The following is a 24,198-nucleotide window of genomic DNA, read 5'->3' on the forward strand; positions in this document are numbered from 1 at the left end:
ACCCGGTCTCAGCGGCCGTGGCTGTCGGTGTAGGGCAGCAGGGCCAGGAAGCGGGCGCGCTTGATAGCGGTGGCCAGCTGACGCTGATAACGAGCTTTGGTACCGGTGATGCGGCTTGGAACGATCTTGCCGGTTTCGGATACGTAAGCTTTCAGGGTGTTGAGATCTTTGAAGTCGATCTCTTTCACGTCTTCAGCAGTGAAGCGGCAGAATTTACGACGACGGAAGAAACGTGCCATGTGATTGGCTCCTCAAAAGGTCCGTGGATTACTCGTCAGCGTTATCGCTGTTGTCGCTGTCATTGCTGTCGTCGCCTTCGGCGCCATCAGCATGCTCAGGACGTTCGCGACGCTCACGGCGCTCGCTGCGGTTCTCTTCGGCCTTGAGCATCTCGGACGGGCCGGTAACGGCTTCGTCGCGACGGATGACCAGGTTACGGATCACGGCATCGTTGTAGCGGAAGTTGTCTTCCAGCTCGGCCAGGGCCTTGCCGGTGCACTCAACGTTCAGCATCACGTAGTGAGCCTTGTGAACATTGTTGATTGCGTAGGCCAGTTGACGACGGCCCCAGTCTTCCAGGCGGTGGATCTTGCCACCGTCTTCTTCGATCAGCTTGGTGTAACGCTCAACCATGCCGCCGACTTGCTCGCTCTGGTCCGGGTGAACCAGGAAGATGATTTCGTAATGACGCATGAATGCTCCTTACGGGTTAGTAGTCTGCCAGTAACCTGGTCAGACAAGGAGTGAATGACACTGTATGACTTGCCCAAGCGAGAAGGCACATGCGCGCCTGCCAGCTCGGCAAGGGGCGCAATTGTAGAGAAGGCCGGAGGGACAAGCAAGGAGATTGGCGAATATTTGAACAACCCGGCATCGGGCGTTCTTGTAGGAGCCAGCCTTGCTGGCGAAACAGGCGCCACAGTGCATGGCACCGGCTACGCCGGTGTTCGCCGGCAAAGCCGGCTCCTACAGAGATGACGCCAGCCTTCAGATTTTCTGGCGCTGACGCACGGCCTCGAACAGGCACACCCCGGTCGCCACCGAGACGTTGAGGCTGCTGACGCTGCCGGCCATCGGCAACTTGACCAGGAAGTCGCAGTGCTCGCGGGTCAGGCGACGCATGCCCTTGCCTTCGGCACCCATGATCATTACCAGCGGGCCGGTCAGGTCCTGCTGGTAGATCTCCTGCTCGGCCTCGCCGGCAGTACCGACCACCCAAAGGCCGCGCTGCTGGAGTTTTTCCAGGGTGCGGGACAGGTTGGTCACGGCCACCAGCGGAATCACTTCCGCGGCGCCGCAGGCCACCTTGCGCACCACGGCGGTCAGGCTCGCGGACTTGTCCTTGGGGATCACCACGGCGGTGGCACCGGCAGCATCGGCAGTGCGCAGGCAGGCGCCGAGGTTGTGCGGGTCGGTCACGCCATCGAGCACCAGGATCAGCGGCGGCGTTTCGGTGCGTTCGAGCAATTCCTCGAGCATCAATTCGCCCCACACCTGGCTCGGGCTCACCTCGGCGACCACGCCTTGATGAACACCCTCGACCCAGGCATCGAGTTCACGACGCTCGGCCTGGCCGACCTGGACGCGGTTTTCCGCGGCCAGGGCCAGCAATGCCTGAATACGAGGCTCGCTGCGCCCTTCGGACAGCCAGATCTGCTTCACGCGCTTGGGGTGGTGTTGCAGCAGTGCCTGCACGGCATGCACACCGTAGATCTTTTCCAGCTGACTCATGGCTTGCTCTTGCCCTTACGTGGCGCGCCGGACTTCGACGGCCCCTTGCGATGCTTGGTCTTGCCCGAAGCCTTGGCACCCTTCTCCGCCTTGCCGCCAGCGTGGGTACTGTGCTTGGCATCGCTCATCAGGGCCTTTTTCATCTCGCGGCTCTTGCGCACCTCGGCGTTGCGCTGAACGGCGTCTTTCGGGAAGTACGCCTCGGCGGTTTCGCCCTTGCGGCTGCGCGGCTTGGGCGAGATCTTCGCTTCGGCTGCGGGCGCGGCCTGCGCTGCTGGCTCGGCCGACGCCGCGCGCGGCTTGCGGCCGACCGGCGCATTGACGGCGGCTTCGGACATTTCGAAATCGATCTTGCGCTGCTCGAGGTCGACGCGCATGACCTTGACCTCGACCGTGTCACCCAGGCGGAAGCTGCGCCCACTGCGCTCGCCGGACAGGCGGTGGTGCACAGGGTCGAAGTGGTAGTAGTCGCCCGGCAGGGCGCTGACGTGCACCAGGCCTTCGACGTAGATGTCGGTCAGTTCGATGAACAGGCCGAAACCGGTCACCGCGGTGATCACGCCCGGGAAGGTCTCGCCCACGCGATCACGCATGTACTCGCACTTGAGCCAGTTGACCACGTCGCGGGTGGCCTCGTCGGCGCGGCGCTCGGTCATCGAGCACTGCTCGCCCATCTGCTCGAGGGTGTTCTCGTCGTACGGATAGATGCGCGCCTTGGGGATGCTCATGGCACCGGCACGCTTGACGTGCGGGGTGTCGACCTTCGAGCGGATCACGCTGCGGATGGCGCGGTGCACCAGCAGGTCCGGATAGCGACGGATCGGCGAAGTGAAGTGGGTGTAGGCTTCGTAGTTCAGGCCGAAGTGGCCATTGTTCTCGACGCTGTACACCGCCTGGCTCAACGAGCGCAGCATGACGGTCTGGATCAGGTGGAAGTCCGGGCGCCCGGCGATGCTCGCCAGCAGTTGCTGGTAGTCCTTGGGCGATGGATCCTTGCCCTTGTGCAGGGTCAGCCCCAGTTCGCCGAGGAAGGCGCGCAGCTTTTCCAGGCGTTCCGGCGGCGGGCCGTCGTGCACGCGGTACAGCGAAGGCACGTTGTGCTTCTGCAGGAACTCGGCGGTGGCGACGTTGGCCGCCAGCATGCATTCCTCGATCAGCTTGTGGGCGTCATTGCGCACGGTTGGGCGAATTTCATCGATCTTGCGGTCTTCGCCGAAGATGATGCGGGTTTCCTGAGTCTCGAAGTCGATGGCGCCACGGGTGTGACGGGCATCGACCAGCACCTTGTACAGGTTGTACAGGTTCTTCAGGTCCGGCAGGACTTCCTTGTACTCCTCGCGCAGCGCCTTGCCCTCACGGGTGCGGGCGTGCTCGAGCATGCTGCTGACCTTGTTGTAGGTCAGGCGGGCATGGGAGTGGATGACCCCTTCGTAGAACTGGTAGTCGACCATCTGGCCGGCCTTGTTCATGGTCATTTCGCAGACCATGGCCAGGCGATCGACGTGCGGGTTCAGCGAGCACAGGCCGTTGGACAGTTCCTCCGGCAGCATCGGTACCACGCGCTCGGGGAAGTAGACCGAGTTGCCGCGCTGCTGGGCCTCGACATCCAGGGCCGAGCCCAGGCGCACGTAGCTGGACACGTCGGCGATCGCCACGTACAGGCGCCAGCCACCGGAGAACAGGCGCAGCTTGCCCAGGGGTTCGCAGTAGACCGCGTCGTCGAAGTCGCGGGCGTCCTCGCCGTCGATGGTGACGAACGGCAGGTGACGCAGGTCGATGCGCTTCTCTTTATCCTTCTCTTCGACTTCGGAGCGGAACTTGCGCGCCTCCTTGATTACGTCCTGCGGCCAGACATGCGGGATGTCATAGCTGCGCAGGGCGATGTCGATTTCCATGCCCGGCGCCATGTAGTTGCCGATGACCTCGACCACGTCGCCCTGGGGCTGGAAGCGTGGGGTCGGCCAGTGGGTGATCTTGATCGACACGAACTGGCCGATCTTGGCGCCGCCATTGCGACCGGCGGTCACCAGCACTTCCTGCTGGATCTTCGGGTTGTCCGGGGTCACATAGCCGATGCCGCCCTCTTCGAAGTAGCGGCCGACCACGCTTTCGTGGGCACGGGAGATGACTTCGACCAGCACGCCTTCGCGGCGGCCACGGCGATCGACGCCAGACACCCGGGCCAGGCCGCGGTCGCCGTCGAACACCAGGCGCATCTGCGCCGGGCTGAGGAACAGGTCTTCGCTGCCGTCGTCGGGAATCAGGAAGCCGAAGCCGTCACGGTGGCCGGACACACGGCCGCAGATCAGGTCGAGCTTGTCTACCGGGGCATAAGTGCCGCGCCGGGTATAGATAAGCTGGCCATCGCGCTCCATGGCACGCAGGCGGCGGCGCAGGGCTTCGATCTGGTCTTCTTCGTAAAGACCGAACTCTTCAGCCAGCTGTTCACGTGCGGCGGGTTCGCCACGGTCGGCGAGGCGCTGCAGGATCAGCTCACGGCTGGGGATGGGGTTGTCGTATTTTTCCGCTTCGCGAGCGGCCTCGGGATCGAGGGATTGCCAATCGGCCATCAGAAGGGGTTCACCTTGGGGTATATAGATATGAATTCTGGCATAGGCGTATTGAAACCGGAAATGTCAGCCTTGGACAGCCCCGGCAGCACGTCCATCGCGCGGCAATAGGCCCACGGAATCAACAAGTTGAATTTTTTGAAATTTTTTTCGTTCGGGGGCTTTACAGCCATCAGGAGCGTCCGTATAGTGCGCACCACAACGACGGACAACCCCGAAGTTGTAGTAGAGATGAACGGCGCTGTAAAGCATCTTGTAATCTCGAATGTGTGCCCAGGTGGCGGAATTGGTAGACGCGCTGGTTTCAGGTATCAGTGACTTAACGGTCGTGGAAGTTCGAGTCTTCTCCTGGGCACCAAGATTTTCAAGTAATAGATGACCAAGGATCTGTTACTACTGTGTGAAAGCGAACGTTGATCGCCTTCAGCAGATGATTCAAAGCTTTGCCCAGGTGGCGGAATTGGTAGACGCGCTGGTTTCAGGTATCAGTGACTTAACGGTCGTGGAAGTTCGAGTCTTCTCCTGGGCACCATACAAAAACCCACTAGCTTGCTAGTGGGTTTTTTCTTGTCTGCGATTTTTGCAGCCACCCGACGCGCCCCCCCTTGTAGGAGCCGGCCTTGCCGGCGAACACCGGTACCGCCGGTGCCATCCTCCGCGGCGCCTGGTTCGCCAGCAAGGCTGGCTCCTACGGATTGTGCTGCGCGCGCACCCGCCCATGAATTTCCCGTCACGTGCCCATTTGAGAAACGATTTCGTTTACCATTGTTTCCAAATATGTAGCCGTAAGCGAGGAAGTACCCGCATGACGATCCGCCCGCAACCGCTGATGCGCACCCTGGCCGCTGCACTCCTGAGCCTGGTGATCGGCGCGCCGGCCGCCTTGGCAGACGAACCGGTCACGTTGACGATGTACAACGGCCAGCACAAGGAAATCGGCGACGCCATCGCCAAGGCCTACGAGGCCAAGACCGGTATCCACATCAATATCCGCAAGGGCAGCAGCAACCAGCTGGCCAGCCAGATCATCGAGGAAGGCGAGCGCTCGCCGGCCGATATCATCTACACCGAGGAGTCCCCGCCCCTGAACAACCTGGGCGAGCTGGGCCTGCTGGCGAAGATCGACGACGCCACCGCGAACATGATGCCCAAGGAGTACGTGGGCGCCAACGGCACCTGGATGGGCATCACCGCGCGCACCCGCATCGTGGTGTTCAACCCAAAGAAGATCGACGAGAAAGACCTGCCGACGACCGTGATGGACTTCGCCAATCCTGAATGGGAAGGGCGCGTCGGCTACGTCCCCACCAGCGGCGCCTTCCAGGAACAGGCCGTGGCCATCCTGAAGATGCATGGCCGCGAAGCCACCGAAGAGTGGCTGACGGGCCTCAAGGCATTCGGCAAGGCCTACACCAACAACATGGTCGCGCTGAAGGCCGTGGAAAAGGGTGAAGTCGCCGCCGTGCTGGTCAACAACTACTACTGGTATGCCCTGGAGCGCGAGCGCGGAAAACTCGACTCCAAGCTGTACTACCTGGCCGACGGCGATGCCGGCAACCTGGTGACCATCTCCGGCGCCGCCGTGGTCAAGGCCAGCAAGCACCCGAAAGAGGCCCAGGCCCTGCTCAACTGGATGGCCAGCGAAGAAGGCCAGCGCGTGATCACCCAGACCACCGCCGAGTACCCGCTGCACAAGGGCATGGTCTCGGATCGCGGCCTGAAGCCATTCGAGGCGTTGCGCCCGCCAAAGATCTCGCCGGCCGACCTGGGCAACGCCGAGGAAGCCATCGAGCTCGAACGTGAGGTTGGCCTGCTCTGATGACTGCCGCCCTGCCCTCGCCCACCTTGTCGCGCTTTGTCCCGAAACGCAGGCGCCCGTCCATCTGGGTGGTACTGCCCGTGCTGTTCCTGGTGGCGATGAGCCTGTTGCCGCTACTGTACGTCGGGCTCAAGGCCTGGGAAGCGGGCTGGCACGAAGCCCTGCGCCTACTCTGGCGCCCCTTCGTCTGGGGGCTGCTGCGCAACACCCTGCTGCTGATGGTCGGCGTCACCGTGCTGTGCCTGCTGGCCGGTGTCGCCCTGGCCTGGTTGCTGGAACGCAGCGACTTGCCTGGGCGGCGCTTGTGGGGCGTGGTGCTGTGCCTGCCGTTTGCCGTGCCATCGTTCATCAGCAGCTTCACCTGGGTGTCGCTGAGTTCGGACTTCGAAGGGCTGGGCGGGGCGATCCTGGTCATGGCGCTGTCGAAGTACCCGCTGGTGTTCCTGCCGGTGGCCGCCACCCTGCGCAACCTCGACACCTCGCTCGAAGAGTCGGCGCGCACCTTGGGCTGCAGCCGCTGGGGCGTGTTCCACAAGATCACCCTGCCGCTGCTGTGGCCATCGATGCTCAGCGGCGCGCTGTTGATCGCCCTGCACATGCTGGTGGAGTTCGGCGCCCTGTCGATTCTTGGGCTGCAGACGTTCACCACGGCGATCTACCAGCAGTTCGAGCTAGAGTTCAGCAACGCCAACGCAGCCATGCTCTCGGCAGTGCTGCTGGCGCTGTGCCTGCTGATGCTGTGGCTGGAATTGCGAGTACGCGGCAAGGCGCGGCACGTGCGTATTGGCCAGGGCGTGGCGCGCCGTGCGCAGCCGGTGCGCCTGCGCGCCTGGATGCCATTCGGGCAGCTCTTCTGCCTGGCGCTGGCCGTGCTGGGCAGCGGTATTCCACTGGCCATGCTGGGCTACTGGCTGAGCGTGGGTTCGTCGGCGGCGTTCCCAGTGGCAGCGATCAGCAAGGCGTTGCTGACCTCGCTGTCAGTGTCCCTGGGTGGTGCAGGCTTCTGCGTGCTGCTGGCCCTGCCGATCAGCTTCCTGGTGGTGCGTTACAAGGGCCGCCTGGCGATCTGGGCCGAACGCCTGCCCTACCTGCTGCATGCCCTGCCCGGCCTGGTGATCGCGCTGACGCTGGTGTTCTTCGCCCTGCACTACGTGCCGGCGCTGTACCAGACCACCGCGCTGCTGATCCTGGCCTATGCCCTGCTGTTCCTGCCGTTGGCGCAGTCACCGGTGCGTACCGCGCTGAACAAGGCCTCGCCGACCCTGGAGGAGGCTGCACGCACCTTGGGCGCCAGCAGCTTCGCGGCGTTCTGCCGGGTCACCCTGCCCATCATTTTCCCGGCGATGGCCGCAGCGTTTGCCCTGGTGTTCCTGGATGCGATGAAGGAGCTGACCGCGACCCTGCTGCTCAGCCCGACCGGCATGACCACCCTGGCCACCGAGGTGTGGGCGCATACCGCCAACGTCGAATTCGCGGCGGCGGCGCCTTATGCGGCGCTGCTGATCGTGGTGTCAGGGCTGCCTGTATACCTGCTGACAACGCGGATGTACCTGAACAAGGCTTGACACCCGCTGGGGCCGCTTTGCGGCCCTCTCGCGACACAAGGCCGCTCCCACAGGTTCGGCGCTGATCTTGAAGTCAGTGCAGTAGCTGTGGGAGCGGCCTTGTGTCGCGATGCGAGGGCGCAGCCCTCGCCCGAATCAAGCCCTGAACTGCCCCAGGCTGGCCCGCAACTGCGCCGCCAGGTCATCCAGCACCTTGCTGCTGGCCGTGGTCTGCATCACCACCTCGGCCGAACGCTCGGCCTGGGCATGGATGGTCTCCACCCGCCCACGCACCGCCTGCGCGCCATGGGCCTGTTGCTCGGCCGCGCGGGTGGCCAGGCCGATCGCCGCATGCACTTGCTCCACTGCCGCCTGCACCGACTGCTGGCGTCGCTCGTTGTCGCGCAGCACCAGCAAGCCTTCACTGGCCTGGCGCCCGGCCTGGCTGATGGTCGCCACCGCCTCCTTGGCGCCCTGCTGCAACGCGACGATATGCGACTGGATATCCCCGGTCGAACTCTGGGTCTTGCTCGCCAGCGCTCGCACCTCGTCGGCCACCACGGCGAATCCGCGCCCGGTTTCACCCGCGCGCGCCGCTTCGATCGCGGCGTTGAGCGCCAGCAGGTTGGTCTGCTCGGCAATACCGTGGATCACCGTCAGCACGACTTCGATCTGCTCGCTCTGCTTGGCCAGCCGCTCGATCACCTGCGAGCCGGTTTCCACCTCACCCGCCAGGTTCTCGATCAAGCGCGCCAGCTGCGTGGAGGCGCGACTGTTCTCGTCGGTGGCCTGACGGATGTCCACCACCTGCTGCAGCGCAGCCTGCATCGCATGGCTCTCGGCCTGCGCTTCGTCCGCCATGCTCGACAGATCGCGCAGGCTGGCGGCCACCTCATCACGCTGCAAGGCTGCAGCAGCGTCGGCGCCTGCATTGCGCTGAGCCATGCTGCCGATCTCCACGCCGGTGCGCTGCGCCACTTCACCGGCCTCACGCACAATAGGCTGCAGCTTGTCGACGAAGCGGTTCACCGCCGACGCCATGTCACCTATCTCGTCACGGCTGTCCAGCTTCACCCGCTTGGTCAGGTCGCCCTCCCCGGCGGCCAGGTCATTCAGGGCGGCGATCAACAGGCGCAACTTGCTCACCACCCGATGCCCCAGCACCACAGCCACCACCAGCAGTACACCCAGCCCGACCAGTACCAGGCCCAGGCCGATGCGCCAGCGCAGTTCGCCGGCTGCATCACGCACGGTCTGCGCGGTATTGGCCTGCATTGCCGTGGCGCTGTTCTGCGCGGTCTCCAGGCGTGCCCGCAGCGCCTTGCCGCTGTCGGCGGCAGCAGCCACCAGGCTGTCGCCGACCAGCTGTTCGCCACTGGCGATCAGTGCCGCGAAACGCTGGTCGAGGGCCTTCAGTTCCTGGTCGACACCGGCCGTGGAAACGCCCATCAGTACCTTGCCGATCTCGGCACCGTTGGGGCTGATCGAGGCTTCGACGAAGTACACCGAAGCGTCCTTGCGCGCCGCGTCCAGCACCTTGTCCAGCGCCCGCTCGCCCTGGCCCTTGTCCATCAGCGCCTGGTTGATCGGGTTCTGCCGGTTCAGGTAACGGGTCAGGTGCTGGCCCTGCGCGTCGTCGTAGATCACGAACAGTACATTGGGGTTGCGCTGGGCACGCCGGGCGAAGTCCGAGAGCGTCGGCACATCGTTGTCCCAGATAGCACGCGGCGCCACGGAGGCGAGCAGTTCGGCCATGTCGTTGGCCGAATCCTTCAGGTTCTTCTCCAACGTCGCGCGCAGTTGCTGCTGCTCGCTCTGCAGCCGCTCGGAAAGACCGGCGCTCAGGCGTTGACGGGTGCTGGCCGACAGGCTGTCGAGCCCGGCGCGCACATCTTGCCCGGCCTGCTCAAGCTCGGTGGCCAGTTTGCGACTGTCATTACCCAGCCGCTCGCCCAGATCGGCCTCCAGGGCCGTGACCGTGCTCCGCGTCAGTGCAACGGCAACCAGCACCTGCACCAGAAGAGCGATACCAAGCGCAACAAACACAGGCCGCAAGAGGCGGCTTCGTAACAGTGAAAGGATGGCAGACACGTTGTAACCCTCGTGTTTCTGGCGCCATTGCTTTGATGGCATCTTCAGAAACTTCTTACAGCAAGGGTTGTGCCTGAGGCAGCAGGTATAAACGCCAATCCAGGTAACAAGGTGAGGCATTTATGCATTTCGACCTTGTAGGAGCCAGCCTTGCTGGCGAACCAGGCGACGCGGTGGATGGCACCGGCGACGCCGGTGTTCGCCGGCAAAGCCGGCTCCTACAAGGGCAGGGCACATATGAAAACGCCGCGCCCCCTTGCGGGAGCGCGGCGTTCAATCAGCTACCGAAGCGGCCGATCAGGCGAACGGATGACGCAGCACGATGGTCTCGTTGCGGTCCGGGCCGGTCGAGATGATGTCGATCGGCGCGCCAACCAGCTCCTCGATGCGCTTGATGTAAGCGCGCGCGGCTGCTGGCAGCTCTTCCAGGGTTTTCACGCCCAGGGTCGACTCGCTCCAGCCTGGCATCTGCTCGTACACCGGCTCCAGGCCGATGTAGCTGTCGGCATCGGAAGGCGCGTCGATGACAGCGCCGTTCTCGTTCTTGTAGCCCACGCAGATGTTGATGGTTTCCAGGCCGTCCAGCACGTCCAGCTTGGTCAGGCAGATACCCGAAATGCTGTTGACGTCGATGGCGCGGCGCAGGATGACAGCATCGAACCAGCCGCAACGACGGGCACGGCCGGTGGTCGAGCCGAACTCGTGGCCACGCTTGGCCAGGGTGGCGCCAGTCTCGTCGAACAGTTCGGTCGGGAACGGACCGGAACCGACGCGGGTGGTATAGGCCTTGGTGATGCCCAGGATGTAGTCCAGGTACATCGGGCCAACGCCGGAACCGGTGGAGATGCCGCCAGCGGTGGTGTTGGAGCTGGTGACGTACGGGTAGGTGCCGTGGTCGATGTCCAGCAGCGAGCCCTGGGCGCCTTCGAACATGATGTCCTTGCCGGCGCGGCGCAGGTTGTGCAGTTCGGCGGTGACGTCGAGCATCATTGGCTTGAGCTGCTCGGCGTAGGCCATGCACTCGTCCAGGGTCTGCTGGAAGTCGATGGCCGGCTCTTTGTAGTAGTTCACCAGCTGGAAGTTGTGGTAGTCCAGCAGCTCACCGAGCTTGGCGGCGAAACGCTCGCGGTGGAACAGGTCGCCGACGCGCAGGCCGCGACGCGCAACCTTGTCTTCGTAGGCTGGGCCGATGCCGCGGCCGGTAGTGCCGATCTTGGCTTCGCCACGGGCTTTCTCACGGGCCTGGTCGAGGGCCACGTGGTACGACAGGATCAGCGGGGCAGCCGGGCTGATGCGCAGGCGCTCGCGCACCGGCACGCCCTTCTCTTCCAGCTTGGTGATTTCACGCATCAAGGCGTCCGGCGCAACGACCACGCCGTTGCCGATCAGGCACTGCACACCTTCACGCAGGATGCCCGAGGGAATCAGGTGCAGAACGGTCTTCTCACCGTTGATCACCAGGGTGTGGCCCGCGTTGTGGCCACCCTGGTAGCGCACTACGGCGGCAGCATGTTCGGTCAGCAGATCGACGATCTTGCCTTTGCCCTCATCACCCCACTGGGTGCCCAGGACGACGACATTCTTACCCATAACACTTGTCCTCATTCACGCAAACTTGGTTGCCGGCCCACTGCCGGCGAAGAATCTCAATGGGTCAGCGGCAGAACCTGCCAGCGCCCGTCTTGCTGAATCAATTGCCGATCACAATCCGCCTCGAGAGCAGCACTCAGCGGTTGGCCAGGCAGGGCCTGGACCACGCGCTGGCCCTCGTTGCGCAACTGGCAGACCTGCTGCCAGAGGGCCGCATCGCTGCTGTCGGGCATCCAGATGCCGCCAGCAGGCAATACGACCTCCGCTCGCCCCAGTGTGACCAGGGTCTTCAAATCCGTGGAGAAACCGGTGGCCGGGCGTGCCCGGCCAAAATCAGCGCCGATGTCGTCGTAGCGGCCGCCCTGGGCGATCGATTGACCTTCGCCCGGCACGAACACGGCGAACACCACGCCGGTGTGATAGTGATAGCCGCGCAGCTCGCCGAGGTCGAAGTACAGCGGCAGGTCCGGGTAGCGCGACGCCAGGCGATCGGCGATCGCCAGCAGGTCGTCCAGCGCCGCCAGCACGCTGGCCGGGGCACGGCCCAGGCGCACACGGGCCTCGGCCAGCACTTCACGGCCACCGCACAGCTCGCACAGCGCGCGCAGCATGTTGCCCAGGTCTTTCGGCAGGTCGGCGGTCAGCGCTTGCACTTCGTCGACTGCCTTGCGCTGCAGGGCGTCGAACAACTGTTGCTCGACCGCGCCGGACAGGCCTGCGGCACGGGCCAGGCCGCGGTAGATACCGACATGGCCAAGGTCCATGTGCACATCCGGCACATCGGTCAGTTGCAGCGTGGCGAGCATCAGGCTGATGACTTCGACATCGCTGGTGGGGCTGGCATCGCCGTACAGCTCGGCACCCAGCTGGATCGGGCTGCGCGAGGTGGACAGGGCACGCGGTTGCGCATGCAGCACGCTGCCGGCGTAGCACAGGCGGCTCGGGCCTTCACGGCGCAGGGTGTGGGCGTCGATGCGCGCCACCTGCGGGGTGAAGTCGGCACGGAAGCCCATCAGGCGCCCGGATTGTGGGTCGACGACCTTGAAGGTGCGCTGGTCCAGGTCCTGGCCGGCGCCGGTGAGCAGCGACTCCAGGTACTCGATATGGGGTGTGACAACCAGCTCGTATCCCCAGCTCTGGAACAGGTCCAACACCTGCCGACGCGCGATCTCGATGCGCGCAGCCTCAGGTGGCAGTACTTCCTCGATGCCATCTGGCAAAAGCCAGCGGTCTACCGTTGCCATTACGCCATTTCCCCTTTGGTCCGGGCGGCCTGCCTGGCGGCGAGCCTTGAGTGAAACGGATCCTGGCGGACAGCAGCGGGCAGGACCGAGCCCAGCGCAGCCACCGTTACCAACATCCTCGAATACCTTGCGCCGGGGCCGCTCTTGGGCCAATGAACCTTACAGACGCAAAAAAGCCGGGAATTTCCCGGCTGACTCATCATACACCCCTTTTCGCTTGGGATGCACCCCGCCTGGCATTTTAGCAGCCGGGCGGGGGCACTCATCGCGTCAGGGCTTGCTCTTGTCCAGGTAGCGGAAGAACTCGTTCTTCGCATCCAGGACCAGCACGTCGCTCTTGCTGGAGAAGCTTTCGCGGTACGCCTGCAGACTACGGTAGAACGCGTAGAAATCGGCGTCCTGCGTATAAGCTTTGGCGTAGATGGCAGCCGACTGGGCATCGCCATCACCGCGGGTCTCTTCCGCTTCACGATACGCCTCGGCCAGCAACACACGGCGCTGACGGTCGGCGTCGGCACGAATACCTTCGGCCAGCTCGTTACCCTTGGCGCGGTGCTCGCGGGCCTCACGCTCACGCTCGGTGCTCATGCGGTCGAACACGCTGCGGTTGACTTCCTTGGGCAGGTCGATGGCCTTGACGCGAACGTCGACCACTTCGATACCCAGCTCCTTGCTGGCCATGCGGTTCAGCGAAGCCGTGATGTCGCTCATCAGCGCATCACGTTCACCGGAAACCACTTCGTGCAGGGTGCGTTTACCGAACTGGTCACGCAGGCCGCTTTCCAGACGGCGCGACAGACGCTCGTCGGCGATCTGCTTCATGCCCGAGGTGGCGGTATAGAAGCGCTCGGCGTCCTTGACCCGCCACTTGGCGTAGGCGTCGACCATCACCGCCTTCTTCTCCAGCGTCAGGAAACGCTGGGTCGGGGCATCGAGGGTCATCAGGCGGGCGTCGAACTTGCGCACCTGGTTCACGTACGGAATCTTCACGTGCAGGCCAGGCTGAACATCGGCCTTGACCACGCGACCGAACTGCAGCAGTACCGCGCGTTCGGTTTGCGAGACGATGTAGAAGCAGTTCCAGGCGACAACCCCCAGCACCACGGCGCCAATCAGGGCGAACAGCGATTTATTGCTCATCAGCGGCTCTCCCTGGAACGCAGCGGCGGTTGTTGTTGCAGGTCTTGCGCGCTACGCGCGGCGGCGTCGTTGACCGACGGCGATACGCTGCTGACTGGCGCGGCACTGCTGCGGCTGCCTTCGACCATCTTGTCCAGTGGCAAGTAGAGCAGATTGTTCTGCCCGTCCTTGGCGGTCACCAGGACCTTGCTGGAGTTGCTGTAGACCTCCTGCATGGTTTCCAGGTAGAGGCGCTGGCGAGTGACCTCGGGTGCCTTGCGGTATTCGGCGACCAGCTTGGTGAAGCGGTCGGCCTCACCCTTGGCGCGGGCGATGACTTCGTCGCGGTAGCCGTTGGCGTCCTCGATGATGCGTTGCGCCTGACCACGGGCCTCGGGCACCACGCCATTGGCGTAGGATTCGGCCTGGTTGCGGGCACGCTGCTCGTCTTCACGGGCGCGAATCACGTCGTCGAAGGCCTCCTGCACTTCACGCGGGGCCGCCGCGCTCTGTACGTTGACCTGGGTGACGGTGATACCGGTGCGGTACGTGTCGAGGAAGCGCTGCAGGCGCTCGCGGATGTCCACGGCCATCTGCTCGCGACCTTCGGTCAGTACCTGGTCCATCGAAGTGGAGCCCACCACGTGGCGCAGGGCGCTGTCGGTGGCATGCTGCAGGCTGACTTCCGGCTGGTCGACGTTGAGCACGAAGTCCTGCAGGTTGCTGATGCGGTATTGCACGGTCAGCGGCACCTCGACGATGTTCTCGTCCTCGGTGAGCATCTGGCCCTGCTTGGTGTAGGCCCGCTCGCGGGTCACGTTTTCCATGTACTTGCGGTCGATCGGCGGGAAATAGATATTCAGGCCGGGGCCGACGGTCTCGTAGTACTTGCCGAAGCGCAGCACCACGGCCTGCTCCTGCTCGTCCACCACGTACACGGCGCTGTACAGCCAGATCGCCGCCAGCACCGCCAGGCCTACGCCCAGCAGGCCGAAGCCGCCACCCTTGCCGATATTGCGGTCACCGCCGCTGCGTTTCTTGCCACTGCCGAACATGCCGTTCAGGCTGTCCTGCAGCTTGCGGAAGGCCTCGTCGAGATCCGGTGGACCTTTCTTGTCGCCACCACCGCCGCCGCCATTACGGCGACCGCCCCAGGGATCCTGATTGTTCGAGTTGCCACCCGGCTCGTTCCAAGCCATAGCGCTCTCCATCTGATAAAGCAAAGACGCGCCCACGGCGCGCCGTCCAATGCTACAGAATGCCTGTCACCGCTGCCCGCCGACCTCGACGGGCATTTATTGCAAAGTGTGTTGCTCGACAAACACTTGCGGCTCCATGCCTTCGCGGCTGACCAGGCGATTCAACTCGACCCTGGGCAGTCGCACACTCAGCAGGCTGCGCCCTTCTTCATCATGCTCTTCACTCTGCACAGCGCCCAAGGCAAAGAATTGCGCGCGCAGGCGGGCAAACCGTTGCTCCAGGCACAGGGTTCCGACATACAGGTCGTCCCCCAGCAACTCGGCAATCGCCTGGCCAACCAGCTCCAGGCCACGTCCATCACGTGCCGATACCCAGACCCGCTGCGGCTTGCCATCGGCATCGCGCTGGATCTGCGGCTCGACATCTTCAAGCAGGTCGAGTTTGTTATAGACCTCGAGGATCGGCAAGCTCTCGGCCCCGATCTCCCCCAGCACCGCCAGTACCTGTTCGATCTGTTCCATACGATCAGGCTCGTGAGCATCAATCACATGCAGCAGCAGGTCGGAGTTGCTCGACTCTTCGAGCGTAGCCCGAAATGCCTCGACCAGCTTGTGCGGCAGGTGGCGGATGAAGCCCACGGTGTCGGCCAGCACGATCGGCCCCAGGTCGGCCAGCTCAAGCCGGCGCAGGGTGGGGTCGAGGGTGGCGAACAGCTGGTCCGCGGCATAGACCTCGGACTGGGTCAGGGCATTGAACAGGGTCGATTTGCCGGCGTTGGTGTAGCCCACCAGCGACACCGACGGGATGTCCGCGCGCTTGCGCCCGCGACGGGCCTGTTCGCGCTGGCTGCGTACCTTCTCAAGGCGTGCCTTGATCTGGCGCAGGCGCACCCGCAGCAGGCGGCGGTCGGTCTCGAGCTGGGTTTCACCCGGGCCGCGCAGGCCGATACCACCCTTCTGGCGCTCAAGGTGGGTCCAGCCGCGCACCAGCCGCGTGCTCATGTGCTCGAGCTGGGCCAGTTCGACCTGCAGCTTGCCTTCATGAGTGCGCGCCCGCTGGGCGAAGATGTCGAGGATCAGCCCGGTACGGTCCAGTACGCGACACTCGAAGACGCGTTCGAGGTTGCGTTCCTGGCTGGGCGTGAGGGTGTGATTGAAAATCACCAGGTCGGCTTCGGCGGATTTGACCAGGTCGCGCAACTCCTCGACCTTGCCGCTGCCGATCAGAAACTTGGCGGTGGGCTGATGCCGCGCCACTGTTACCAGCGAAACGATATCGGCGCCGGCCGACAGCGCCAGCTCCTGAAACTCCTGCGGGTCTTCGCGCGCCTCAGGGTTCTGACCTTCCAAGTGAACGAGCAGCGCTCGCTCACCACCACCGTGGCGCTCAAAGAACAATGCAGGCTCCTACTTTTTTCAAGCGTTGCCTGGCTCGCTGTCGCCGTGCTCGGCATCGGACGGGCTTGGCAGACGAACCGGACGGGCAGGTACGACGGTCGAAATGGCGTGCTTGTAGACCATCTGGCTGACGGTGTTCTTCAGCAGCACGACGAACTGGTCGAAGGATTCAATCTGACCCTGCAGCTTGATCCCGTTGACCAGATAGATCGAAACCGGGACTTTTTCTTTTCTCAAGGTGTTCAAGTAAGGGTCTTGTAGCGAATGCCCTTTTGACATATGCCGCACTCCTGTAAGGATCAATAGTAGAAAAACAAGAAATTCGATGATTCATGCCGCCTTTCGTAAGAATAGACGGCTATAAGCAGGGACTCAGCTCAATATGGAGACGGCCCCAAGGTATTTCAAGGTGCGGGACAGATTGTCGCAGGCCAGGCTATCCAGCCAGTGCACGCCATCCCAGCCGCGCAACCAGGTGAACTGCCGCTTGGCCAGCTGGCGGGTGGCAATGATACCGCGTTCTTGCATCTCATTCTCAGTCAACTGACCGTCGAGATAGTCCCAGACCTGTCGGTAACCCACTGCTCGTATAGACGGCAGCCCGGCGTGCAAGTCACTTCTGGCTCGCAGCGATCGGACCTCGTCGACGAAGCCCTGTTCCAGCATCTGCGAAAATCGTAGCGCAATTCGCTGATGCAAAATGTGACGATCTGTAGGAGCAATCGCCAAACTCGCGACAGTATAGGGCAAATGCCCGCTCGCGCCTGCGTCTGCGCCGCGACTTTCCGCGAATTGACGCTGGCGGTGGGCGGTCATGCTCTCGCCACTCACCCGGTATACCTCAAGCGCGCGAATCAGGCGCTGCGGGTCATTCGGATGGATGCGCGCGGCCGACTCAGGGTCGACCTCGGCCAATTGACGATGCAGTTCACCCAGTCCCAGCGCACTCGCCTGCGCTTCGAGCTCGGCACGCACGGCGGCGTCGGCCGGTGGCATATCGGCCAATCCGTCGACCAGCGCCTTGTAATAAAGCATGGTGCCGCCCACCAGCAGCGGGATCTTGCCACGCGCGGTGATCTCGGCCATGGCTTCGAGGGCGTCGGTGCAGAACTGCTTGGCCGAATAGCTCTCGACCGGATCGAGGATGTCGATCAGCCGATGCGGGTAGGCGGCCAGGATCTCTTTCGAGGGTTTGGCGGTGCCAATGTCCATTCCGCGATAGACCAGCGCCGAATCGACGCTGATCAGTTCGCACGGCAACACCTTGGTCAATTCGATGGCCAGGTCGGTCTTGCCGGCCGCGGTCGGCCCCATGAGAAATATCGCCGGGGGTTTGCCACTCATTTCATCGCCCCCGCAGGAACAGCTTGTCCAGGTCGTCCAGGCCCATCTGGGTCCAGGTCGGCCGGCCGTGGTTGCATTGGCCGCTGCGCTCGGTGTTTTCCATGTCGCGCAGCAGCGCGTTCATTTCCGGGATGGCCAGGCGCCGGTTGGCGCGCACGGCGCCGTGGCAGGCCATGGTCCCGAGCAGTTCATTCAGGTGCGCCTGGATGCGGTCGCTGGTGCCATACTCCATGAGGTCGGCCAGCACGTCCTGCACCAGGCGGTTGGCCTCGGCCTGCTTGAGCAGTGCCGGAATCTGGCGGATCGCCACGGTTTCCGGGCCCAGGCGCTGCAGCTCGAAGCCCAGGCGCTGGAACCACTGGGCGTGCTCCTCGGCGCAGTCCGCCTCGCGCTGGCTCAGCGCCAGCGACTCGGGCACCAGCAGCGGTTGACCACTCAGGCCCTCGCAGGCCATGGCGACCTTGAGGCGCTCATACATGATCCGCTCGTGGGCGGCATGCATGTCCACCAGCACCAGGCCGACGGCGTTCTCGGCGAGGATGTAGATGCCCTTGAGCTGGGCCAGGGCGTAGCCCAGCGGCGGAATGTCGCCTTGGCTCTCTGGCAGGGAAGCAGGCGTGGTGCCATCCAGCGGCGCGTAGAACTCGCGGTACACCGCCTGGGTCTCGGCGACCGGCAGCGGCTGCGATGGACGCGGCGTGTATTGATACTGGTAACCCGATCCGGCGCCACTGCCCGGCGTGAACGACTGACGCAGGTCGGCCTGCGGCTGCTCCAGCACAGGCGAGGCCAGGCGCATTTCACCCTGTGGGCCGAACTCGCCAACCTGCTGCCCGCTGGGGCGGACGATCTCGCTGGCAGCGGCAGGCGCAGCCAGCTGATCTTCCGGCCGCACGTCGGCCAACGCACGGTGCAGGGTGCCATAAAGGAAGTCGTGGACCATCCGCCCTTCGCGGAAACGCACTTCGTGCTTGGTCGGATGCACGTTGACGTCGACACCGGTCGGGTCGCACTCGAGGAACAGCACGAAAGTCGGGTGCCGACCATTGAACAGTACGTCGCGGTAGGCCTGGCGCACCGCGTGGGCCACCAGTTTGTCACGCACCGCACGGCCGTTGACGAAGAAGTACTGCAGGTCGGCCTGGCTGCGCGAAAAGGTCGGCAGGCCAACCCAGCCCCACAATCGCAAGCCATTGCGCTCGACATCGATCGGCAGCGCCTGCTCGAGGAACCCCGGGCCACAGATCGTGCCGACGCGCCGCGCCCGGGCCATCTCGTCGGAGGCTTCGTGCAGGCTGAAGATGGTCTTGCCGTTGTGGCGCAGGTGAAAGCCCACATCGAAGCGCGCCAGCGCCAGGCGCCGAATCACTTCCTGCAGGTGGTCGAATTCGGTCTTCTCGGCCTTGAGGAACTTGCGCCGGGCCGGCGTGTTGAAGAACAGGTCGCGTACTTCGACGGACGTGCCGACCGGGTGCGCGGCTGGCTGCACGCGCGGGGTCATGTCACGGCCCTCGGTTTCCACTTGCCAGGCTTCACCGGCGTCGGCGGTGCGCGAAGTCAGGGTGAGCCGCGCCACCGAACTGATCGAAGCCAGGGCCTCGCCGCGAAAACCCAGGCTGAGCACGCCTTCGAGGTCTTCCAGCTCGCGGATCTTGCTGGTGGCGTGGCGCGCCAGCGCCAGCGGCAGGTCATCCGGCGCGATGCCGCCGCCATTGTCGCGCACGCGCAGCAGCTTCACGCCGCCCTGCTCGACTTCGACTTCGATGCGCCGGGCGCCGGAGTCCAGGCTGTTTTCCAGCAGTTCCTTGGCCACCGAGGCCGGGCGCTCGACCACCTCGCCGGCGGCAATCTGGTTGGCCAGCCGCGGGCTGAGCAGCTGGATACGTGAACCGCCGCTCATTGCTGGGACGCCAGGGTGGTGGCCGGAATGTCGAGGTGCTGGCCCACTTTAAGCTCGTCCGTCTTCAGGTTGTTGCTGCTGCGCAGGGCCGTGACGCTGACCTGGTAGCGCACGGCGATCATCGCCAGCGTCTCGCCTGGGCGCACGGTGTGGTCGCGTGGCCCTTGGGCGATCTTGCCGCTGTCGCGCAGCCAGGCGATGTAGGTCCCAGGTGGCGGGTTTTGCTGGAAGAACTGGCGCACGCCGGTGTGAATCGAGCGCGCCAGCGCCTGCTGGTGGCTTTTGGTTGCCAGCTTCGAAGCCTCGTTGGCGTTGGAAATGAATCCGGTTTCAACCAGGATCGATGGAATGTCCGGCGACTTCAGCACCATGAACCCGGCCTGTTCAACGCGCTGCTTGTGCAGCGGCGTCACCCGGCCCATGTTGCCCAGCACCTTCTGCCCGACGTTGAGGCTGGAGCTGAGCGTGGCGGTCATCGACAGGTCGAGCAGCACACCCGCGAGCATGCGGTCCTTGTCGTCGAGGCTGACGTTGCCGGCACCACCGATCAGGTCGGAACGGTTCTCCGTGTCGGCCAGCCAGCGTGCGGTCTCAGAAGTCGCGCCACGGTCGGACAGGGCGAACACCGACGCACCAAATGCGGCCGTGGACGGCGCGGCGTCGGCGTGAATAGAGACAAACAGGTCGGCACCCTTCTTTCGGGCGATCTCGGTACGCTTGCGCAGCGGGATGAAGTAGTCGCCGGTGCGGGTCAGCTCGGCGCGATAACCCTTCTCGGTGTTGATCTGGCGCTGCAGCTCCCGGGCGATTTCCAGCACGATGTCTTTCTCGTGCTGGCCGCGCGAGCCCGAGGCACCCGGGTCTTCACCACCGTGGCCGGCGTCGATGGCAACGACGATGTCACGCTTGCCAGCGGGTGCCGGCGGCAGCTTGATGGCGGGCTGCGCCGGCGTCACCGGCACCGCGGGCGTGGTAGCCGGCGGCTGCGGCGTGGGCGGTGGCGTCGGGTTGCTGGCGGCGATGGCGTCGGCTTCCTGGTCGTACAGGTCGACCACCAGGCGGTTGCCGTACTGGGCATTCGGCGCCAGGACGAAACTTTTCGGCGAGACGGCCTTTTTCAGGTCGACCACCACGCGCAGGTCAGTGGGCGTGCGCTGGGCCGAACGCACGCTGCTGATCGGCGTGTTCGAAGTGGAAACGTTCAGCGGCGCACCCAATGTGGCGCCATTGATGTCGATCACCAGGCGATCTGGTGCGGTCAGGGTGAATACGCTGTGCTGCACAGGCCCGGACAGGTCGAAGACCAGCCGCGTGTTGTCCGGAGCGCGCCACAGGCGCATGCTCTTGACTTGAGTGACGGCCATAGCGTCGACGGTCACCGCGGTCAGCAGCAGCCCAACGACGGCGACCAGTGCGCGTATGCGCATACCTTTCCCCACTTACTGTTTGAATGCTTCGGCCAGAACGGCACACCAGGATTCGCCGCGAGCCCCCTGCGGCGACAGGTTCAGCGAACGTCCGCCCGCTTGCGGGCTTATGGTAATGGTCAGGTCGGGCTTTGGCAAAACGCCCGCGCCTTTATCGGGCCACTCGAACAGGCACAGCGGATCGCCCTCGAAATAGTCGCGGATGCCCATGAACTCGAGCTCTTCCGGGTCGACCAGGCGGTACAGGTCGAAGTGGAAGGCGCGAATGTCGCCGATTTCATAGGGTTCTACGACGGTAAAGGTCGGACTTTTTACCGGGCCGGTGTGGCCAAGGCCACGAATCAGCCCCCGGGAAAGCGTGGTCTTGCCCGCACCCAGGTCGCCCTCGAGAAAAATCACGCCACGACCGCCGGTCACTTCGGCCAGCTTCGCGCCAAAGGCGACGGTGGCCGGCTCGTCGGCCAGAAACAGGGTTAAACCTGACACGCTGAATGCTCCTCCAATAACGCTCTAATGACCGGGACCAGATCGCTGGCCGCCAGCCCTCTACCTTTTATTCCCAGGCGCTCGCCAGCACAGGCGTGCAGCCATACCCCCAGGCACGCGGCCTGCCACGCATCCAGCCCTTGGGCCAGCAGCGCCGCCAAGACGCCGGTCAGCACATCACCCAGGCCTGCTCCAGCCATGGCAGGATGCCCACGCCCGCACAGCGCCAGTTGTCCGGCAGGGTCGGCCACCAACGTGCCGGCGCCCTTGAGCACGCAGACGCTGGCATGACGACGCGCCAGCTTGCGCGCCGCCCCGGGCCGATCAGCCTGCACGGCCTCGGTGGAGATGCCCAGCAGGCGTGCCGCCTCACCCGGATGCGGCGTCAGGATGCTGCCGCTGGGCAAAGCCAGTGGCGCACCCGCCAGCAGGTTGAGGGCATCGGCGTCCCAGACCTGCGGCACGTGCACATGACTCACCGCCGACAACAGGCTGCGCCCCCAGGACGCTTGTCCCAGGCCTGGGCCGACCACCAGAACCGATGCCCTTGCGAGCGGGCCCATCAATTCATTGGCCGAGGTCACGCCCAGCCACATGGCCTCCGGCAGCCGAGCCAATCCGGCACCGACATGCTCGGGACGGGTGGCCACGCTGACCAGGCCGGCGCCACAACGCAGCGCCGCCTCACTGCTGAGCATGACCGCGCCACCGGTGCCCAGGTCACCGCCCACCACCAGCACATGGCCGAAATCGCTCTTGTGGGCGTCGGCGGCGCGTGGCGGCAACCTGGCCAAGGTCAGGCTGCTGAGCGGCATTGTGGGGTGTTTGGTCTGAGGCATGGGGTCAAAGGCTCCGATGTCTGGCAGAATTATACGCACCTGTGCCCGTAATGCCTTATCCATCCATGCCCGCCAATACTCCAGACATCGCCACACTGGCCCAATCGATCAAGGATTGGGGCCTCGAACTCGGTTTTGCCCATGTCGGCATCGCCGGGGTCGACCTTGGCGAACACGAACAGCACCTGCAGCGTTGGCTTGCCGCAGGCTACAACGGTGAAATGGAGTACATGGGCGACCATGGCCACAAGCGCTCGCGCCCGGCCGAGCTGATCCCCGGCACCTTGCGGGTGATTTCGCTGCGCATGGACTACCTGCCCGGCGACACGCAGATGGCCAAGCGCCTGGCTGAGCCGGAAAAAGCCTATATCTCGCGCTATGCCCTGGGCCGCGACTACCACAAGCTGGTGCGCAAGCGCGTGCAGCACTTTGCCGACCGTATCCAGGAGGCCATCGGCCCGTTCGGCTACCGCGCCTTCGTCGACAGCGCCCCGGTGCTGGAGAAGGCCCTGGCGCAAGAGGCCGGCCTGGGCTGGATCGGCAAGAACACCTTGTTGCTCAATCGCAAGGCCGGCAGCTACTTCTTCCTCGCCGAACTGTTCGTCGACCTGCCGTTGCCGATCGATGGCGTACAGGGCAGCGATCATTGCGGGCGCTGCCAGGCGTGCCTGGACATCTGCCCGACCCAGGCCTTCGTCGGGCCCTACCAGCTCGACGCGCGGCGCTGCATCTCCTACCTGACCATCGAGTTGCGCCATGCCATCCCGGTCGAACTGCGGCCGCTGATCGGCAACCGGGTGTTCGGCTGCGACGACTGCCAGATCGTCTGCCCGTGGAACCGCTTCGCCAAGACCACGACCGAGGACGACTTCATGCCGCGGCGCGGCCTGGACAACATCGAGCTGGCCGAACTGTTCCTGTGGGACGAGCCGCGCTTCCTCGCGCGCACCGAAGGTTCACCGTTGCGGCGGGCGGGGTATGAGCGGTTCCTGCGCAACCTGGCGGTGGGGCTGGGCAATGCGCCGTCGACCATTCCGGTGCTGGAGGCGCTGAATGCGCGGCGGGATGATCCATCGGACCTGGTGCGCGAGCATGTCGAATGGGCGCTCGCCCAACACGAAGCTCGCAACATCGCGTAGGAGCCAGCCTTGCTGGCGAACAGCGTCCGGCCCGATTCGCCAGCAAGGCTGGCTCCTACAGGTACGCGGCGTCGATTAGTGTTGGTCGTTGTAGTGGAACTTGGGCATTTCCCAGTGGAACCTGATCGCCAGTAGCCGCACCAGGAACCCACCGAACAAGGTCAGCAACATCGCCTGCTCCGCCGGGACTTTGAAATACACGCACCCCAGGTAGAACCACGCCGCGGCGAACGACACGCTGGCATACAGCTCACGCCGGAACACCAGCGGAATGTCGTTGCAGAAGATATCCCGCAGGATCCCGCCGAACACCCCAGTGATCACCCCACTGATCGAAGCGACCAGGAACCCCTGCCCCATCTCCAGCGCGGTCATGCAGCCGATCAACGTGAAGGCCACCAACCCCAGCGCATCGAGCACCAGGAACAGCGAGCGCAAGTGGCGCATCAACGGGGCGATGAAGATGGTCAGCAGCGCCGCGAAACTGGTCAGCACCAGGTACTCCGGGTGCTTCACCCAGGTCAGCGGATAGTGCCCGAGCAACACATCGCGTACCGAGCCACCACCCAGCGCGGTGACACAGGCAATCAGCACCACGCCGAACCAGTCCATGCCTCGACGGCCGGCTGACAGGGCGCCAGTCATGGCTTCGGCGGTAATGGCGATGAGGTAGAGCATCAGCAACATGGTGCAGGTCCGTGCGGGAAAGGCGCGCAGTCTAACCAGTCAGGCGGGGCACCAAAAGAGGGCGCGCCGAC

Annotated in this window: 19 protein-coding genes, 2 tRNA genes and 3 pseudogenes; 6 read left to right on the plus strand and 18 right to left on the minus strand. The window is 64.3% G+C overall.

Annotated features, from left to right (window positions below):
- Positions 1–8: 8 nt before the first annotated feature.
- The 4 genes from rpsR to rnr all read right to left on the minus strand — a co-directional run bounded on the left by rpsR (position 9) and on the right by rnr (position 4,301).
- Positions 9–239 carry a 30S ribosomal protein S18 gene (gene rpsR, locus P5705_RS16440; RefSeq protein ID WP_003249563.1) on the minus strand — a complete coding sequence of 77 codons (231 nt, stop codon included), beginning with the start codon at positions 237–239 and terminating at the stop codon, positions 9–11.
- 28 nt (positions 240–267) lie between these two features.
- Positions 268–693 (minus strand): 30S ribosomal protein S6, encoded by a 426-nt coding sequence (gene rpsF / locus P5705_RS16445; RefSeq protein WP_011535936.1) that lies wholly within the window; start codon positions 691–693, stop codon positions 268–270.
- Between the two features lie 294 nt (positions 694–987).
- Positions 988–1,731 (minus strand): 23S rRNA (guanosine(2251)-2'-O)-methyltransferase RlmB, encoded by a 744-nt coding sequence (gene rlmB / locus P5705_RS16450; protein ID WP_213658523.1) that lies wholly within the window; start codon positions 1,729–1,731, stop codon positions 988–990.
- On the minus strand, positions 1,728–4,301 hold the full coding sequence (gene rnr / locus P5705_RS16455; RefSeq protein ID WP_277461920.1) for a ribonuclease R: 2,574 nt from the start codon (positions 4,299–4,301) through the stop codon (positions 1,728–1,730). The genes rlmB and rnr overlap by 4 nt, the downstream gene beginning before the upstream one ends.
- Before the next feature lie 271 nt (positions 4,302–4,572).
- On the opposite strand from rnr, the gene P5705_RS16460 reads away from it, so the two are divergent.
- The 4 genes from P5705_RS16460 to P5705_RS16475 all read left to right on the plus strand — a co-directional run bounded on the left by P5705_RS16460 (position 4,573) and on the right by P5705_RS16475 (position 7,685).
- Positions 4,573–4,659: transfer RNA gene (locus tag P5705_RS16460), tRNA-Leu, on the plus strand.
- An 87-nt stretch (positions 4,660–4,746) separates the two neighbouring features.
- Positions 4,747–4,833: transfer RNA gene (locus P5705_RS16465), tRNA-Leu, on the plus strand.
- 273 nt (positions 4,834–5,106) lie between these two features.
- Positions 5,107–6,120, plus strand: a complete 1,014-nt coding sequence (locus tag P5705_RS16470; RefSeq protein ID WP_277461921.1) for an extracellular solute-binding protein — start codon at positions 5,107–5,109, stop codon at positions 6,118–6,120.
- Positions 6,120–7,685: an ABC transporter permease gene (locus tag P5705_RS16475; protein WP_277461922.1), complete on the plus strand. Its 1,566-nt coding sequence runs from the start codon at positions 6,120–6,122 to the stop codon at positions 7,683–7,685. Before P5705_RS16470 ends, P5705_RS16475 begins: the two co-directional genes overlap by 1 nt.
- 135 nt (positions 7,686–7,820) lie before the next feature.
- On the opposite strand, the pseudogene P5705_RS26425 reads toward P5705_RS16475, so the two are convergent.
- The 5 genes and pseudogenes from P5705_RS26425 to hflC form a co-directional block, all read right to left on the minus strand.
- A pseudogene (locus P5705_RS26425) lies at positions 7,821–8,336 on the minus strand (methyl-accepting chemotaxis protein); the annotation flags it as partial.
- Between the two features lie 390 nt (positions 8,337–8,726).
- A pseudogene (locus P5705_RS26430) lies at positions 8,727–9,875 on the minus strand (methyl-accepting chemotaxis protein); the annotation flags it as partial.
- Between the two features lie 177 nt (positions 9,876–10,052).
- A complete protein-coding gene (locus P5705_RS16485) occupies positions 10,053–11,345 on the minus strand; it encodes an adenylosuccinate synthase (RefSeq protein ID WP_277461923.1) in 1,293 nt (430 codons plus the stop codon).
- A gap of 56 nt (positions 11,346–11,401) precedes the next feature.
- Positions 11,402–12,589: an ATP phosphoribosyltransferase regulatory subunit gene (locus tag P5705_RS16490; RefSeq protein ID WP_213658529.1), complete on the minus strand. Its 1,188-nt coding sequence runs from the start codon at positions 12,587–12,589 to the stop codon at positions 11,402–11,404.
- Positions 12,590–12,859: 270 nt separating this feature from the next.
- Complete coding sequence (hflC, locus tag P5705_RS16495; protein WP_277461924.1) at positions 12,860–13,729, minus strand: protease modulator HflC; 870 nt, start codon at positions 13,727–13,729, stop codon at positions 12,860–12,862.
- Between hflC and mprA the strand changes: the two genes are divergently transcribed.
- Positions 13,722–13,802 carry an MprA protease, GlyGly-CTERM protein-sorting domain-containing form gene (gene mprA / locus P5705_RS26435; RefSeq protein ID WP_353620507.1) on the plus strand — a complete coding sequence of 27 codons (81 nt, stop codon included), beginning with the start codon at positions 13,722–13,724 and terminating at the stop codon, positions 13,800–13,802. The genes hflC and mprA overlap by 8 nt on opposite strands.
- A gap of 43 nt (positions 13,803–13,845) precedes the next feature.
- Here the strand turns inward: mprA and hflK are convergent.
- The 8 genes and pseudogenes from hflK to P5705_RS16535 all read right to left on the minus strand — a co-directional run.
- Positions 13,846–14,907: pseudogene (gene hflK, locus P5705_RS16500) on the minus strand (FtsH protease activity modulator HflK); the annotation flags it as partial.
- A 96-nt stretch (positions 14,908–15,003) separates the two neighbouring features.
- Positions 15,004–16,305: a ribosome rescue GTPase HflX gene (hflX, locus tag P5705_RS16505; protein ID WP_011535947.1), complete on the minus strand. Its 1,302-nt coding sequence runs from the start codon at positions 16,303–16,305 to the stop codon at positions 15,004–15,006.
- Positions 16,306–16,323: 18 nt separating this feature from the next.
- Positions 16,324–16,584: an RNA chaperone Hfq gene (hfq, locus tag P5705_RS16510; protein ID WP_011535948.1), complete on the minus strand. Its 261-nt coding sequence runs from the start codon at positions 16,582–16,584 to the stop codon at positions 16,324–16,326.
- A gap of 93 nt (positions 16,585–16,677) precedes the next feature.
- A complete protein-coding gene (miaA, locus tag P5705_RS16515) occupies positions 16,678–17,649 on the minus strand; it encodes a tRNA (adenosine(37)-N6)-dimethylallyltransferase MiaA (RefSeq protein ID WP_277461925.1) in 972 nt (323 codons plus the stop codon).
- A gap of 1 nt (position 17,650) precedes the next feature.
- Entirely contained in the window at positions 17,651–19,549 is a 1,899-nt protein-coding gene (gene mutL, locus P5705_RS16520; RefSeq protein ID WP_277461926.1) for a DNA mismatch repair endonuclease MutL, read from the minus strand.
- On the minus strand, positions 19,546–20,976 hold the full coding sequence (locus P5705_RS16525; RefSeq protein ID WP_277461927.1) for an N-acetylmuramoyl-L-alanine amidase: 1,431 nt from the start codon (positions 20,974–20,976) through the stop codon (positions 19,546–19,548). The genes mutL and P5705_RS16525 overlap by 4 nt, the downstream gene beginning before the upstream one ends.
- Positions 20,977–20,988: 12 nt before the next feature.
- Positions 20,989–21,462, minus strand: a complete 474-nt coding sequence (gene tsaE, locus P5705_RS16530) for a tRNA (adenosine(37)-N6)-threonylcarbamoyltransferase complex ATPase subunit type 1 TsaE (RefSeq protein WP_277461928.1) — start codon at positions 21,460–21,462, stop codon at positions 20,989–20,991.
- Positions 21,450–22,301: an NAD(P)H-hydrate dehydratase gene (locus P5705_RS16535; RefSeq protein WP_277461929.1), complete on the minus strand. Its 852-nt coding sequence runs from the start codon at positions 22,299–22,301 to the stop codon at positions 21,450–21,452. Before P5705_RS16535 ends, tsaE begins: the two co-directional genes overlap by 13 nt.
- Positions 22,302–22,366: 65 nt before the next feature.
- Here P5705_RS16535 and queG point away from each other — a divergent pair, with 65 nt between their 5' ends.
- Positions 22,367–23,440, plus strand: coding sequence for a tRNA epoxyqueuosine(34) reductase QueG (queG, locus tag P5705_RS16540; RefSeq protein ID WP_277461940.1), 1,074 nt, complete (start codon positions 22,367–22,369; stop codon positions 23,438–23,440).
- 75 nt (positions 23,441–23,515) lie between these two features.
- On the opposite strand, the gene P5705_RS16545 is transcribed toward queG, so the two are convergent.
- Positions 23,516–24,127, minus strand: coding sequence for a trimeric intracellular cation channel family protein (locus tag P5705_RS16545; protein WP_011535955.1), 612 nt, complete (start codon positions 24,125–24,127; stop codon positions 23,516–23,518).
- Between the last annotated feature and the right edge of the window lie 71 nt (positions 24,128–24,198).

The organism is Pseudomonas entomophila (genome assembly GCF_029478665.1).
Taxonomy (GTDB): Bacteria; Pseudomonadota; Gammaproteobacteria; order Pseudomonadales; family Pseudomonadaceae; genus Aquipseudomonas; species Aquipseudomonas entomophila_F.